This window comes from Acidovorax sp. GW101-3H11, from assembly GCF_001633105.1.
Taxonomy (GTDB): Bacteria; Pseudomonadota; Gammaproteobacteria; order Burkholderiales; family Burkholderiaceae_C; genus Acidovorax.
This window is the reverse complement of the sequence record NZ_LUKZ01000027.1, coordinates 59621-73864: the sequence shown is the minus strand read 5'-3', so window position 1 is coordinate 73864 and position 14244 is coordinate 59621. Positions and strand designations below refer to the sequence as shown.

Here is a 14244-nt window from a genome sequence, read left to right as displayed (position 1 = left end):
AGAAGAATCGAGATCAAGCCGTACCTCCCCGCAGGGAGTCCACCCAATCGCTCGCACTAGGCACGTCCCGCCAAGCCTTCGCACCCCGCTCCGTCAAACGGCGCAACTGCGCTTCGTCCAAAGTCTGCTGATGCTCTTCAAAACCGAGCAACCGCGCATTGCGGTACTTTCGCGTCACCACGTTGTACTCCGCGCTGATGCGGGCCATAGCGACCTTGTATAGGCGATTCACCGTATCGCTGCGGAAGAACTCACGATCCGACTCCACCGGAATCAAAGTGCCATCGGGCAAACGAATATGCGCATTGACTTTTTTAAGCCCGCCCATTTCGACAATCTCACCCTGCAGGTAGCGCTCAACCTGGACCCACTGGTCTGCATCGTCCGCATGGAAGTCGGTAGCGGCGCTGATGCTGATGTCCCGTTGCGGAATGCCTGGGACGGCAATTCGAAACACGCAGCGGCGCGCCCCTCGCGCGAGTTTTTGCCACCGCTCCACCACTTCCCGACGCTTTTTATCGAGGCCATCTAAACGCTCGGAAGCCGCAAGCTGCAGCAGATCCCGCAGAAGGCCCGGCGACGACACAGGGGCCGTCTGGATCGCCAACGAGCCTTTGACCACCCCGACATCCAGCGCCTGCAAATCCACTTCGGCACCATCTCCCCGAAGGAACTCCTCCACGTCTTTTACAAAAGTTCGCAAGACCGCCAAGGGCACTCGGTCCGGGGATATCTCATATCCGGCAGACTCGTCGTGCAAGCTAATGAAAAGAGGCTGTGCGTCCATCCAGCAATTCTAGGCACTTACCGTGCTGTCCGCACCTCTCATCGAAATCCATTGGCGCACAACAGTTGCGAGCTTCTCAGGCCTTGAGGTAGTCGGACTTGCCACCCAACCAGCGCGCCACGTGTTTGGCGGCCAGCTCAGGATACCGGTCCAGCATCTGCGGCGCCAGCTCACGCGCCCATTCCAGCAGATGCGTGTCGGTGGCCAGGTCGGCAAACCGCAGCAGTGCATCGCCCGACTGGCGCGCGCCCAGAAACTCGCCCGGCCCCCGGATCTCCAGGTCGCGCCGGGCGATCTCGAAGCCGTCGTTGGTCTCGGCCATGGCGCGCAGGCGCTCCTTGGCGGTTTCGCCCACGCGGCCGCTGTCGTTGGTGGCGTACAGCAGCACGCAGGCCGAGGCCGCCGCGCCGCGCCCTACCCGGCCGCGCAGCTGGTGCAGCTGGCTCAGGCCAAAACGCTCGGCATGTTCGATGACCATGAGGGACGCATTGGGCACGTCCACACCCACTTCAATGACGGTGGTGCTGACCAGCACGCCCATCTGGCCGCTGGTGAAGAGCGCCATCACGGCCTTCTTCTCGGCCGTGGGCATGCGCGAGTGCAGCAGACCGACCATGCAACCCGGCAAGGCCTCGCTCAGGTCGGCATGGGTGGCCGTGGCATTGCTCAGGTCCAGCGCCTCGCTTTCTTCGATCAGCGGGCATACCCAGTACACCTGCCGCCCTGCCTCCACCTGCGCGCCGATGCGTTCGATCACCTCGTCCTTGCGGCTGTCGGCGATCAGCTTGGTGACGATGGGCGTGCGGCCGGGGGGCAGCTCATCGATGACGGACACATCCAGATCGGCGTAGTAGCTCATGGCCAAGGTGCGCGGGATGGGCGTGGCGCTCATCATCAGCATGTGCGGCTCCATGCCGTGGGCCGCGAGCTTTTGCCGCAAGGCCAGCCGCTGCGCCACGCCAAAACGGTGCTGCTCGTCGATGATGGCCAGCGCCAGGTTCTTGAACTGCACCTGCTCCTGGATCACGGCGTGGGTGCCCACCACCAGTGCGGCCTCGCCGCTGGCCACCAGGGCCAGCATGGCGGTGCGGTCCTTCTTCTTCTGCCCGCCCACCAGCCAGGCCACCTTGCGGCCGCGCGATGCGAGCAGGGGTTCCAGCCAGCCGATCATCTTGGCGAAGTGCTGCTCGGCCAGGATTTCGGTGGGCGCCATCAGTGCGCATTGCCAGCCCGCGTCCATGGCCAGGCAGGCGGCCAGGGCCGACACCACGGTTTTGCCCGAGCCCACATCGCCCTGCAGCAGGCGGTGCATGGGCACCTGGCGGGCCAGGTCGGCGGCAATCTCTTCACCCACGCGGCGTTGGGCGGTCGTGAGGCTGAAGGGCAACACGGCCAAAAGCTGCTCGTGCAGGGGCAACGCGCCATCCTTGGCAGGCTGCGGGCGCAGCACCGGGGCGCGCAGGCGGTCGCGCTCGCGCCGCGACTGGTACTGCGACAGCTGCTGGGCCAGCAGCTCCTCGGCCTTCAGGCGCTGCCAGGCGGGGTGGCTGTGGTCCTCCAGCGTGGACAGCGCCACATCGGGCGTGGGGTGGTGCAAAAATGTGAGCGCCTCACGCAAGCTGAACGCGCGGTGGAGGCCATTTTGGCCAAAAAACCGTGCCCAGGGCGGCTCGGCGCCGGGGGGCAGTGTGTCCGACAGGTCCACCCGCGCCAGCGCGCTGACCACGGCGCGGCGCAGGTAGGGCTGGGGCAGCCCGGCCGTGGTGGGGTAGACGGGCGTGAGCGCGGCGGGCAGCTCGCCGCCCGCCACGCGGAAGGCCGGGTGCAGCATCTGCCGCCCCCAGAACCCGCCCTTGACCTCGCCCCGGATGCGCAGGCGCGCGCCCACCGCCATGGTCTTCTGGTGCGAGGGGTAGAAGCTGAAAAAGCGCAGCTCGCAGCTGCCGCTGCCGTCCTCCACCTGCACCACCAGCTGGCGGCGCGGGCGCAGTTGCACCTCACTCGCCACCACGGTGGCTTCGATCTGGGCGATCTGCCCGTCGCGGGCGTTGGCCAGGGGAATGATGCGCGTTTCGTCTTCGTAGCGCAGGGGCAGGTGCAGGGCCAGGTCGATGTCGCGCCGCAGCCCGATTTTTTGCAGCGCCTTCTGCGCCACCGAGGCCCCGCCTTTGGCCGCAGCAGGGGCAGCCGGGGCCTTGGCACTAGGGGAAACTCTGGGGGCGGCAGACGGCATGTAGCGGGTTTTACGAACGACAGAAGCAGGGCAAAAAGGCTAACATGGTTACCGTTAGTCACGTCTAAAGACGGGCGGTTTTTCCGAGTCCAGGCACCACCATGCTCAAGCGCATCCAAATCGAACATCTCACCCTGGGCATGTACCTGCACGAGTTCTGCGGGTCCTGGATGGAACACCCGTTCTGGCGCGCCAAGTTTGTGCTCAAAGACCCGAAAGACTTGGCACGCATCCAGGCCACCGCCATCCACGAATGCTGGATCGACACCTCCAAAGGCCTGGACGTGGCCGCCGGCACCACCTCGGTGTCGCGCGAAGAGGTGGACGCCAAGATAGAGACCGACTTCGGCCGCCTGGAAGACCTGCCCCCCATCCAGGTGAGCCTGCCGGTGCCACCGCCCCCGGTGCGCAACCGCACCCCCACCGACATGCAGGGCGAACTCAAGATGGCCGCCGCCATCTGTGTGAAGTCCAAGAAGGCCGTGGTGTCGATGTTCAGCGAGGCCCGCATGGGCCGCGCGGTGGACTCGGCCGGGGCACAAAGCCTGGTGGAGGAAATCTCCAACTCCGTCACCCGCAACCCGGGCGCGCTCATCAGCCTGGCGCGCCTCAAAACGGCCGACGACTACACCTACATGCACTCGGTGGCGGTGTGTGCGCTCATGGTGGCGCTGGCGCGCCAGCTCAAGCTCAACGACGAGCAGACGCGCCTGGCGGGCATGGCGGGCCTGCTGCACGACCTGGGCAAGGCGGCCATCCCGCTGTCGGTGCTCAACAAGCCGGGCAAGCTCACCGACAAGGAATTCACCGTGGTGCGCAGCCACCCGCTGGAGGGCTTCCACATGCTCAAGGAGGGCGGCAACGTGCCCGATGCCGTGCTCGACGCCTGCCTGCACCACCACGAAAAAATCGATGGATCGGGCTACCCCGACAAGCTCAAGGGCGATGGCATCAGCGTGATCGCACGCATGACGGCCATCTGCGACGTGTACGACGCCGTCACCTCCGACCGGCCCTACAAAAGTGGCTGGGACCCTTCCGAGTCCCTGCGCCGCATGGCAGAGTGGACCAACGACCACTTCGACGCACGGCTGTTCCAGGCCTTCGTCAAAAGCATCGGCATCTACCCCGTGGGCTCGCTGGTGCGGCTGACCTCGGGGCGCATCGGGGTGGTGACCGAACAGGCCCCCACGGCCCTCACCACGCCCATCGTCAAGGTGTTCTTCTCGACCAAATCCGACCTGCGCATCCCGCCCGAGCTGGTGGACCTGGCCGCCCCGGGCTGCAACGAGAAGATCGTGGCCCGCGAAGACCCCGAGAAATGGCGCTTCCCGGACATCAATGAACTCTGGTCGGGGTTTGCAGAAAAGGCCTGGTAGCCCTGCCCGGCTGATCTGGCCACCACGCCCGCCCCTGCCCTGCCCCGCGCTTCCTCCGTGCCCGCCCTGATCACCCTGACCCTGAACCCTGCGCTCGACCTGGCGACCACCACCGCCCAGGTCGCCCCCACGCACAAGCTGCGCTGCGGCCCGGTGCAGCGTTTTGCTGGCGGTGGCGGCATCAACGTAGCGCGCGTGCTGCACCGGCTGGGCGCCGATGTGCTGGCATGGGCCCTGACGGGCGGCGCGGCGGGCGCGCAGGTACAGCAACTGCTGGCCGACGAAGGAGTGCCCACGGCGCTGCAAGCCATTGCGGGCGACACGCGCGAGAACTTCTCGGTGGTCGAGACCATCACGGGCCAGGAGTTTCGGTTTGTGCTGCCCGGCCCCACGCTGCAGGCGGCCGAATGGCAGGCCTGCCTGGATGCGCTGGCCGCCTTGCCCACGCCGCCGCGCTGGCTCATTGCCAGCGGCAGCCTGCCGCCCGGCACGCCCGACGATTTCTATGCCCGGCTGGCCCGGGCCTTGTCGGGCCGGGGCGTGCGGATGGTTGTCGATACCTCGGGCCCGCCCCTGGCCGCCGCGCTGCAGGCGGGCGTGGCCCTGGTCAAACCCAGCCTGCGGGAGCTGCGCGAGCTGGTGCAGCAGCCGCTGGAACAGGCCGCCGACTGGTGCGCCGCCGCCCAGTCGCTGGTGCACAGCGGCGCGGCCGAGACCGTGGCCCTGTCGCTGGGCGAACAGGGCGCCGTGCTGGCCACCCGCACCGGCGTGTGGCAGGCCCCGGCGCTGAACATGCCCGCCACCACCGGCACCACGGGCGCGGGCGACTGTTTTCTGGCGGCCCTGGTCTGGGCGCTGGACCGGGGCGACGCCCCTGCCGAGGCCCTGCGCTGGGGCGTGGCGGCGGGTGCTGCGGCCTTGCTGCACCCGGGCACCACGCTGGCCCAGGCGGGCGACCTGCAACGGCTGGTGCACAGCGTGCCCGCGCCGGTGGCCGTCGCCACGCAGCCCTAACCCCGGCCCCGGCAGGCGGCACGGGCGCGTGGGACAATCGCGCCCTTCGCAATTTTTACCTTGGCACGGGCCCGTTCGGCCCTCAAGCACGATGACTGATCTCTCCCCCGGCGCAGCCAGCGCGCCCCACGCCCCGCGCGTGTTCACCCTCAGCGACTTCGACTTTTCGCTGCCCCCCGAACTCATTGCCCAGCACCCCGCGCCCGAACGCAGCGCATCGCGCCTGCTCGATGGCCGCGCCATGCAGCCCGTGGACCGCATCTTTCGCGCGCTGCCCGGCCTGCTGCGCGAAGGCGACCTGCTCGTCTTCAACGACACGCGGGTGGTCAAGGCGCGCATCTTTGGCGAGAAGGCCAGCGGCGGCAAGCTGGAGCTGCTGATCGAACGCGTGCTGCAGGCCGAGGCCGGCAATGACACAGGAGGTACCGCAAGCGGTACGGGCAACGAAGTCGTAGCCCACATGAAGGTCAGCAAGAAGCCCCTGCCCGGCAGCGTGGTGCACATGGCCGGTGGCCGCAAGGCGGGCGGCTTTGACGCGCAGCTGCTGGGCCGCTGGCCCACCGAGGACGGCCCGCTGTTCCGCTTTGCGCTGCACGGCCCCGCAGGCGAGTCGCCCTGGGAGCTGATGGACCGCCACGGCCACCTGCCGCTGCCGCCCTACATCGAGCGCCAGCAAAACACCGACCACGACCCCGACGAGGCCGAAGATAGCCAGCGCTACCAGACCGTGTTCGCCCGCAACCCCGGCGCCGTGGCTGCCCCCACCGCCGCGCTGCATTTTGACGAAGGCGTGCTGGCCGACCTGGCGGCGCGTGGCATCGAGCGCGCGAGTGTCACGCTGCACGTGGGCGCGGGCACCTTCCAGCCCTGCAAGACCGAGAACCTGGCCGAGCACCAGATGCACAGCGAGTGGTACGAGATCCCGCTGGCCACGCTGGCCGCGCTGGAGCGCTGCCGCCAGCGCGGCGGCCGTGTGGTGGCCGTGGGCACGACCACCGTGCGCACGCTGGAGTCGTGGGCCCAAACCGGCCAGGCCTCGGGCGACACCAACATCTTCATCACGCCGGGCTTTGCGTTCCGCGTGGTGGATGTGCTGGTCACCAACTTCCACCTGCCCAAGAGCACGCTGATGATGCTGGTGAGCGCGTTTGCGGGCTACGCCCACATCATGGGCCTGTACCGGCACGCGATTGCGCAGCAGTACCGCTTCTTCAGCTATGGCGACGCGATGCTGCTGGAACGCGCACGCGGCACGCCGTGAGCCCCACCAGCCCCTCCGCCCGCCGGCACACCGCGCTGGCAGGCATCGCGCTCGCCGTGGTGGCCTGCGCGTTTTTTGCCCTGCTGGACACGGCAAGCAAGCTGGTCAGCGCCAGCGTGCCCATCGTGATGGCGCTGTGGATGCGCTACATGTTCCAGTCGCTGCTGACCACGGCCTTTGTGCTGCAGCGCACGGGGCGCTCGGCGCTGCGCACCACACAGCCCCGCTTCCAGGCCCTGCGCGGCGCGCTGTTTGCCATGACCAGCCTGTTCGGCTTCATCAGCCTCACGGCCCTGCCGCTGGCGGAGTTCACGGCCATCGTGGCCACCGTGCCGCTGTGTGTGACGGTGGTGGCGGCCCTGTGGCTGCACCAGCCGGTGAGCGCAGTGCGCTGGCTGCTGGTGGTGACGGGGCTGGCGGGCACGCTGGCCATCATCCGGCCCGGCGGCGAGGCCTTCAGCTGGGCCTTGCTGTGGCCGCTGTGCATGCTGGCCGCAGGCACGGGCTACCAGGTGCTCAGCAGCAAGATGGCGGGCCAGGAGAGCCCCGCCACCACCCAGCTCTACACCAGCTGGATCGCCACCGCGCTGGTGTCGCTGGGTGTGCCGTTCTTCTGGCAGCCGGTGAGCGACCCATGGCTGTGGGCGGGCATGTTCACCATGGGCCTGTCGAGCGCGGTGGGGCACATGCTGCTGCTCAACGCCTATGCGCGCACCACGCCCGTCGTCATTGCGCCGTTTTTGTATTCACAGATTGGCTTTGCGATGCTGGCGGGCTGGCTGGTGTACCGCCATGTGCCCGATGCCTGGTCGATGGCGGGCATCGCGGCCATCGTGCTCAGCGGCGCGGCCAGCGCGTGGCTGACCGTGCGCGAGACGCGGTAGGCGCCACTTTTCTAAGTAAAAACAGGGCTCTGGGCGCGACCACAAAGCGCCAATAGCTCCTGTTTTTATAGCACTCAGATCAATACGCCACGGCGTGCCCGTCCTTGCGCGGGTCGGAGCCTGCGATGTAGCTGTTGCCGTTCTTCAGCACCAGCTGCGCGCCGCCAAAGGCGAACACGCCGTTGCCCTCTTCCACCGTCACCTCGTGCCCGCGCGCGCGCAGCGCGGCGACCACGGCCGGGTCAAAGCCCGGCTCCACGGCCACGCCCTTGCCGCCCGTCACGCGCCAGCGGGGCGCATCGGCCGCCGCCTGCGGGTTCTGGCCGTAGCGCAGCACGCGCAGCGCCATCTGCGTGTGGCCCTGGCTTTGCATGGGGCCGCCCATCACGCCAAACGCCATCTGTGGCGTGCCGTCGGCATGCATGGCAAAGGCCGGGATGATGGTGTGCGAGGGGCGCTTGCGCGGCGCCACCTGGTTGGCGTGGCCCGGAGTCAGATTGAAGCCATGGCCCCGGTTCTGCAGGCTGATGCCCGTGCCCGGCACCACCACCCCAGAGCCAAAACCCATGTAGTTGGACTGGATGAACGAGACCATCATGCCGGACGCGTCGGCCGCCGCCAGGTACACCGTGCCGCCGGGGCGCGGGGCGCCGTGGCCGGGGTCGCCTGCGCGCTCGGGGTCAATCAGCTGGGCGCGGCCTGCGAGGTAGGTCGCATCCAGCAGGTGCTGGGGCGCCACAGCCTGCATGGCGTCGATGTCGGCGTTGTACTGGTGCAGGTCGGCCAGTGCGAGCTTCATGGCCTCGATGCTGGCGTGCACGGTCTCCACGCTGTCGAGCGGATGTTTGCCCACGCCATGCGCGTCCAGCATGCCCAGCGCCATCAGCGCGGCAATGCCCTGGCCGTTGGGCGGGATCTCGTGGATCACCGAATCGCCAAACCGCTGGTGGATGGTGCCCACCCAGTCCGCCTGGTGCGCGGCCAGGTCGGCCAGCGTCATCGCGCCGCCGTTGGCTTGGGAATGGGCTGCGATGCGCTCGGCGATCACGCCCCGGTAGAAAGCCTCACCCTCGGTCTCGGCAATCAGCTCCAGCGTGCGCGCATGGGCTTCGCTGCGGAAAACTTCACCCGCCCGGGGCACGCGGCCGCCCAGGTACTCGGGCATGAAGCACTCGGCAAACCCCGGCTGCGTGCCCAGCTTGGCCGCACCCAGCGCCCACAGGTGGGCGATGGTGGGCGACACGGGAAAGCCGTTGCGCGCGTAGTCGATGGCGGGCTGGGCCAGTTGTGCAAACGGCAGCTTGCCCAGGCGCTTGGACAGCGCCACCCAGGCCGACACGGCACCGGGCACCGTGACGGCGTTCCAGCCGGTTTCGGGGATGCCGCCGAGCTTCTCGAAGTATTCAGGCGTCCACGCGGCGGGCGAGCGGCCGGAGGCATTCAGGCCATGCAGCTCCTTGCCATCCCACACGATGGCAAACCCGTCGCTGCCCAGGCCGCAGCCCGTGGGCTCCACCACCGTGAGCGCCATGGCAGCGGCAATGGCGGCGTCCACCGCGTTGCCACCCGCCAGCAGCATGCGCAGGCCCGCCTGCGCCGCCAGCGGCTGCGAGGTGGAAACGACATTGCGGCCCATGACCGCGCTGCGGTGGGAGGCGTAAGGAAGGGACCAGTCGAGGGATGAGGTGTTCATAGCGTTCTGACTCTGTTGCCCCGCACAGGGCGGGCTGCATGAAACCGGCGCGGCGCAAAGCGAGAGACGCCGAGGAAGGGCCGCCCCGCACCAAGGGCGTCGTCCCCCTTGGGGGAAGGCGCCGAAGGCGACTCAGGGGGTTAGTCGATATTTATCTTGTGCTGCCGGATCACGGTGGCCCAGCGGTTGCTGTCCGCCTGCACCATGGCACCGAACTGCGCGGGCGTGCGCGGCGCCGCAGGCTCCACACCCAGCTTGGCCAGGCTCTCGGCCACCTCGGGCGCCTGCACGGCCTTGGCAAAGGCCTTGTGCACCTTCTCGACCAGCGCAGGCGGCGCACCGGCAGGCAGGTACACACCAAACCAGGTCACCGACGAGTAGCCGGGCAGGCCGGATTCGGCCAGCGTGGGCAGCTCGGGCGCCAGGGTGCTGCGCTTTTCGCTGGTCACGGCCAGCGCGCGCAGGCGGCCGGCCTTGGCGTGCGGCATGCCGGTGGGCAGGGAGTCAAACAGCACATGCGTCTGCCCGGCAATCAGGTCGGGGATGGCCAGGGCCGTACCCTTGTACGGGATGTGCGTCATGTCCACGCCCGCCTGGGCGCTGAAGGCCGCAGTGTTCAGGTGCACGATGGTGCCGTTGCCGCTGGTGGCGTAGTTGAGCTTGCCGGGATGGGCCTTGGCATACGCAATCAGCTCGCCCACGGTTTTGGCGGGCAGCGAGTTGGTGACCAGCAGCACGCTGGGCGCGTCGGCCACATGGGCCACGGGCACAAAGTCCTTGCGCGGGTCGTAGGCCAGCTTGGGCATCAGGTGCGGCGAGATCGCGTGCGTGCTGCTCGTGGTCAGCAGCAGCGTGTAGCCGTCGGGTGCGGCCTTGGCGGCCTCGGCCGTGCCCAGGGTGCCGCCCGCGCCGGGCTTGTTGTCCACCACCAGCTGCTGGCCCAGGTCGGCCGCCACACGCTGCGTGACCACGCGCGCCACCAGGTCGGTCGCACCGCTGGCCGGGAAGGGCACGATCACCCGCACGGGGCGGTCCGGCCAGTTGGCCTGCGCATGCGCCGCCGCCGACACCACCAACAGGCCCGCCAGGCCCCAGACACCACGGCCCCAGGAAAGTAGACGCATACGCAGCACTCCAGCCAAGAAGTTGAACAACACACAAAAAGAGTGGGCCATCTTAGGAAGCTGCGCCTTGCTTGACCACCAGCATTTCGGCAAGCTGCTTTGCCGCAGCGGCAAACCGGCGCATACTGCGGCCTCGTTTGGAGAACCCGCCCCCGATGCGCGCCCACCTGCTGCAAGACACCACGCTGCGCTACTTTCTGGAAGTGGCGCAGAGCGGATCGCTCACCGAGGCCTCGGCCCGCCTGCATGTGGCCGCCTCGGCCCTGAGCCGCCAGATCGCGGGGCTGGAGGCGCAGCTGGGCACCCCGCTGTTCGAGCGCCACCCGCGCGGCATGGTGCTCACGGCGGCGGGCGAGATTTTGGCCGTGCACGCGCGCCGTTCGGTGCTGGACGCCGAGCGCGCGCTGGGCGAGATCGGCGCGCTGCAGGGCCTGCGCGCCGGGCAGGTGCGGCTGGCCACCTCCGACGCGTTTGCCAACGAGCTGGTGCCACGCCTGTGTGTGGAGTTTCAGCGCACCCACACCGGCATCCAGTTCAGCGTGATCGCGCTGCCCACGGCCCAGGTGCCCGACGCGGTGCGCAGCGGCGCGGCCGACATCGGCCTGTGCTTCAGCCGGTCGCCCCACAAGGACATCGAGGTGGCCTACCGCCAGACCGCGCCCGTGCTGGCCCTGATCCCACCCGGCCACCCACTGGCGGGCGCTGGCAGCGTCACACTGGCGCAAATGGCGGAATACCCCCTGGCCCTGCCCCCGGCCGAAACCACGGTGCGCCAGATGATCGACATCGTCTGCAGCCGCCAGGGCCTGCAGCTCAGCGCCGTGCTCATCAGCAACCACGCCAAGACGGTGCTCAACTTTGTGGCGCACGGCGGCGGGCTGTCGGTGGCCAGCGAGATCGCAGCGCGCCACCTGGTGACGGCGGGCGCCGTTGTGGCCCTGCCCATCAGCGATGCGGGCATGGACCTGCGCGACCTGGAGGTGCAGACCCTGGCAGGCCGCAGCCTGCCGGTGGCCGTGCAGGCGTTCATGGATTTGCTCAAGGAGCGGTTGCCGGGGCCCTGGTAGCCCTGGGCTCATGGGCTCCGGGCATGCGCGTTCGATCTGTCAGAGCCGTTCGGGCTGAGCTTGTCGAAGCCTTGCGCTGCGCTTCGACAAGCTCAGCCTGAACGGTTCTCTATTTTTTAATGCACATCGGCATCAGTACCCGTGCTGCTCTCTGAACGCGCGCGCCTTGCCAAAGTGCCCATTGCCGATGAACGGCACGGGCGGGCGCAGCGCCGACAGGGGCGAGGGGTGGTTGGAGGTGAGCACCAGATGCCCCCGGTCCTGCGGGATGAAGGCGCGCTTGGACTGTGCGTGCGAGCCCCAGAGCATGAACACCACCGGGCGCGGGCCCTCGGCCACGTGGCGGATCACGGCGTCGGTCAGCGCCTCCCAGCCCTTGCCCGCGTGGCTGGCGGGCTGGCCCTCTTCCACCGTGAGGCCGGTGTTGAGCAGCAGCACGCCGTTTTTCGCCCACTTCACCAGGCTGCCGCCCGGCTCGGGCATGGGCGGAAAGGCCGTGCCCAGGTCGCGCTGCATCTCCTTGAAGATATTGCGCAGCGACGGCGGCAGCGGCACACCGGGCGCGACAGAAAACGCCAGCCCCTCGGCCTGGCCCCGGCCGTGGTACGGGTCCTGGCCCAGGATGACCACGCGCACGGCGTCGGGCGGTGTCAGCTCCAGCGCGCGCAGCGGCTGGGGCGGGAAGACCACGGCCCCGGCAGCAAGCCGCGATTGCAGAAACCCCTGCAGCGCCTGGCCCCGCGCGCCCGCAAAGAAGGCGTCCACCAAGGGCTGCCAGCCGGGCGCCACAGGCCATGCAGCCGGGTCGGCACTCTGGAGCTGGGTAGCGGTTTGTGCGGGTGAATTCATGGTCAAAATGGCCTTCTGCGCGCTATGGATAAGCGCTAACAGCTATCAAAATAATAGTAATCAATCTCCTCAGGCAAACAGCTTGGCAAGCGCCAGGCCCGGGTCGTCTGCGCGCATGAAGGCCTCGCCCACCAGGAAGGCGTGCACGCCCGCATCGCGCATGGTTTTCACATCGGCGGGCTTCAAGATGCCCGACTCGGTGACCAGCAAGCGGTCTTGCGGTACGTCTTTCAACATGCCGAGCGTCGTGTCCAGCGTGACTTCGAACGTGCGCAGGTTGCGGTTGTTGATGCCGACCAACCGCGTCTTGAGTTGGAGCGCGCGCTCCAGTTCGGCGCGGTCATGCACCTCCACCAGCACAGCCATGTCCAGGCTGCGGGCGATGGCTTCGAAGTCGGCCATCTGCGCGTCATCCAGGCTGGCCGCAATCAGCAGAATGGCGTCAGCCCCCATGGCCCGCGATTCGTAGATCTGGTACGCATCGACCATGAAATCCTTGCGCAGCACGGGCAGCAAGGTGCTGGCGCGGGCCTGCTTCAGGTAGTCGGGCTGGCCCTGGAAGAACTGCCGGTCGGTCAGCACCGACAGGCAGGCCGCGCTGACCTTGCCATCGCCTTCCATGTAACTTTGGGCGATGTCGGCCGGTTCAAAGTCGGCACGCAGCACACCCTTGCTCGGGCTGGCCTTCTTGACCTCGGCAATCACCGCCGCCTGGCCCTTGGCAATCTTGGCGCGCAGCGCGCCTTCAAAGTCGCGCGTGAGCACGCGGCTCTCGGCATCGGCGCGCATGGCGGACAGCGGCAGGCGCTTTTTGGCGGCGGCTACTTCTTCGTGCTTGACGGCCACGATCTTGTTGAGGATGTCACTCATGGGGAAACCTGGTTGGTTGTTGGGGTCACGCGGCAGCGCCAGCCAGCGCATGCGTGCGCGTGACCATCTGCTCAAGCTTGGCCAGCGCCGCGCCCGAAGCGATGGCGGCACGCGCCTTGGCCAGCCCTGCGGGCACCGAATCGACCACATTGGCCGCGTACAGCGCCACACCGGCGTTCAGGCAGACGATGTCTTGTGCGGCGCCGGGTTCGCCCTTGAGCACGCCGATCAGCATCTCGCGCGATTGTTCGGGGGTTTCGACCTTGAGCGCGCGGTTGCTGGCCATGCTGAGGCCAAAGTCTTCGGGGTGAATTTCGTATTCGGTGATCTGCCCGTTTTTCAGCTCGCCCACCAGCGTAGCGGCGCCCAGGCTCACCTCGTCCATGCCGTCGCGACCGTAGACCACCATGGCGTGCTCGGCGCCCAGGCGCTGCAGCGCACGCACCTGGATGCCGACGAGGTCGGGGTGGAACACGCCCATCAGGATGTTGGGGGCGCTGGCCGGGTTGGTGAGCGGGCCCAGGATGTTGAAGATGGTGCGCACGCCCAGTTCCTTGCGCACCGGGGCCACATTCTTCATGGCGGGGTGGTGGTTGGGCGCGAACATGAAGCCGATGCCCACCTCGGCGATACATTGCGCGATGGACTCGGGCTTCAGGTTGATGTGGATGCCCAGGGCTTCCATCACATCGGCGCTGCCACTTTTGCTGGACACGCCGCGCCCGCCGTGTTTGCTGACCTTGGCGCCTGCGGCGGCGGCCACGAACATCGAGCAGGTGGAGATGTTGAAGGTGTTGGCACCGTCACCACCGGTGCCCACGATGTCCACCAGGTGCTTGCTGTCGGGGACATGGACTTTGGTGGAGAACTCGCGCATCACCTGCGCGGCGGCGGTGATCTCGCCGATGGTTTCCTTCTTCACACGCAGTCCGGTGATGATGGCCGCCGTCATGAGGGGCGAGAGTTCGCCTTTCATGATGAGCCGCATCAGGTGCAGCATCTCGTCGTGGAAGATTTCGCGGTGTTCGATGGTGCGCTGCAGCGCTTCCTGGGGGGTGATGGGCATGGAATGTCTCCTGGTAT

General features: G+C 67.9%; 12 protein-coding genes. 5 read left to right on the top strand and 7 right to left on the bottom strand.

Going from position 1 to position 14244, the window contains the following annotated elements:
* Positions 1-13 precede the first annotated feature (13 nt).
* A complete protein-coding gene (locus A1D30_RS19360; RefSeq protein ID WP_063462365.1) occupies positions 14-787 on the bottom strand; it encodes a hypothetical protein in 774 nt (257 codons plus the stop codon).
* Between the two features lie 76 nt (positions 788-863).
* The gene (recG, locus tag A1D30_RS19355; protein ID WP_063462364.1) at positions 864-3020 is read right to left on the bottom strand and encodes an ATP-dependent DNA helicase RecG; all 2157 of its coding nucleotides are present in this window, start codon (positions 3018-3020) and stop codon (positions 864-866) included.
* A 101-nt stretch (positions 3021-3121) separates the two neighbouring features.
* Here recG and A1D30_RS19350 point away from each other — a divergent pair, with 101 nt between their 5' ends.
* The 4 genes from A1D30_RS19350 to A1D30_RS19335 all read left to right on the top strand — a co-directional run bounded on the left by A1D30_RS19350 (position 3122) and on the right by A1D30_RS19335 (position 7558).
* Positions 3122-4399: an HD-GYP domain-containing protein gene (locus A1D30_RS19350; protein WP_063462363.1), complete on the top strand. Its 1278-nt coding sequence runs from the start codon at positions 3122-3124 to the stop codon at positions 4397-4399.
* 57 nt (positions 4400-4456) lie between these two features.
* Positions 4457-5413, top strand: a complete 957-nt coding sequence (locus A1D30_RS19345; protein ID WP_063462362.1) for a 1-phosphofructokinase family hexose kinase — start codon at positions 4457-4459, stop codon at positions 5411-5413.
* 91 nt (positions 5414-5504) lie between these two features.
* Positions 5505-6674: a tRNA preQ1(34) S-adenosylmethionine ribosyltransferase-isomerase QueA gene (gene queA / locus A1D30_RS19340; protein ID WP_063462361.1), complete on the top strand. Its 1170-nt coding sequence runs from the start codon at positions 5505-5507 to the stop codon at positions 6672-6674.
* Positions 6671-7558 carry a DMT family transporter gene (locus tag A1D30_RS19335; RefSeq protein ID WP_063462360.1) on the top strand — a complete coding sequence of 296 codons (888 nt, stop codon included), beginning with the start codon at positions 6671-6673 and terminating at the stop codon, positions 7556-7558. Before queA ends, A1D30_RS19335 begins: the two co-directional genes overlap by 4 nt.
* A 79-nt stretch (positions 7559-7637) precedes the next feature.
* Here A1D30_RS19335 and A1D30_RS19330 read toward each other — a convergent pair whose 3' ends face one another.
* Positions 7638-9251, bottom strand: a complete 1614-nt coding sequence (locus A1D30_RS19330; protein WP_063462359.1) for a gamma-glutamyltransferase family protein — start codon at positions 9249-9251, stop codon at positions 7638-7640.
* A 140-nt stretch (positions 9252-9391) separates the two neighbouring features.
* Positions 9392-10375 (bottom strand): tripartite tricarboxylate transporter substrate binding protein, encoded by a 984-nt coding sequence (locus A1D30_RS19325; RefSeq protein ID WP_063462358.1) that lies wholly within the window; start codon positions 10373-10375, stop codon positions 9392-9394.
* 155 nt (positions 10376-10530) lie between these two features.
* Between A1D30_RS19325 and A1D30_RS19320 the strand changes: the two genes are divergently transcribed.
* Positions 10531-11442 carry a LysR family transcriptional regulator gene (locus A1D30_RS19320; RefSeq protein WP_063462357.1) on the top strand — a complete coding sequence of 304 codons (912 nt, stop codon included), beginning with the start codon at positions 10531-10533 and terminating at the stop codon, positions 11440-11442.
* A 132-nt stretch (positions 11443-11574) separates the two neighbouring features.
* Here the strand turns inward: A1D30_RS19320 and A1D30_RS19315 are convergent, their stop codons facing one another.
* The 3 genes from A1D30_RS19315 to trpD all read right to left on the bottom strand — a co-directional run bounded on the left by A1D30_RS19315 (position 11575) and on the right by trpD (position 14227).
* Positions 11575-12291: a uracil-DNA glycosylase gene (locus tag A1D30_RS19315; protein WP_063462356.1), complete on the bottom strand. Its 717-nt coding sequence runs from the start codon at positions 12289-12291 to the stop codon at positions 11575-11577.
* A 69-nt stretch (positions 12292-12360) separates the two neighbouring features.
* Positions 12361-13161: an indole-3-glycerol phosphate synthase TrpC gene (trpC, locus tag A1D30_RS19310; RefSeq protein ID WP_063462451.1), complete on the bottom strand. Its 801-nt coding sequence runs from the start codon at positions 13159-13161 to the stop codon at positions 12361-12363.
* Positions 13162-13186: 25 nt separating this feature from the next.
* Entirely contained in the window at positions 13187-14227 is a 1041-nt protein-coding gene (gene trpD / locus A1D30_RS19305; RefSeq protein ID WP_063462355.1) for an anthranilate phosphoribosyltransferase, read from the bottom strand.
* Positions 14228-14244: the final 17 nt, after the last annotated feature.

Coding starts and splice junctions, on each gene's coding strand:
- A1D30_RS19330 (WP_063462359.1), bottom strand. CDS start 9,251: ATGAACACCTCATCCCTCGACTGGTCCCTTCCTTACGCCTCCCACCGC.
- recG (WP_063462364.1), bottom strand. CDS start 3,020: ATGCCGTCTGCCGCCCCCAGAGTTTCCCCTAGTGCCAAGGCCCCGGCT.
- A1D30_RS19325 (WP_063462358.1), bottom strand. CDS start 10,375: ATGCGTCTACTTTCCTGGGGCCGTGGTGTCTGGGGCCTGGCGGGCCTG.
- A1D30_RS19315 (WP_063462356.1), bottom strand. CDS start 12,291: ATGAATTCACCCGCACAAACCGCTACCCAGCTCCAGAGTGCCGACCCG.
- A1D30_RS19320 (WP_063462357.1), top strand. CDS start 10,531: ATGCGCGCCCACCTGCTGCAAGACACCACGCTGCGCTACTTTCTGGAA.
- A1D30_RS19350 (WP_063462363.1), top strand. CDS start 3,122: ATGCTCAAGCGCATCCAAATCGAACATCTCACCCTGGGCATGTACCTG.
- trpC (WP_063462451.1), bottom strand. CDS start 13,161: ATGAGTGACATCCTCAACAAGATCGTGGCCGTCAAGCACGAAGAAGTA.
- A1D30_RS19360 (WP_063462365.1), bottom strand. CDS start 787: ATGGACGCACAGCCTCTTTTCATTAGCTTGCACGACGAGTCTGCCGGA.
- queA (WP_063462361.1), top strand. CDS start 5,505: ATGACTGATCTCTCCCCCGGCGCAGCCAGCGCGCCCCACGCCCCGCGC.
- trpD (WP_063462355.1), bottom strand. CDS start 14,227: ATGCCCATCACCCCCCAGGAAGCGCTGCAGCGCACCATCGAACACCGC.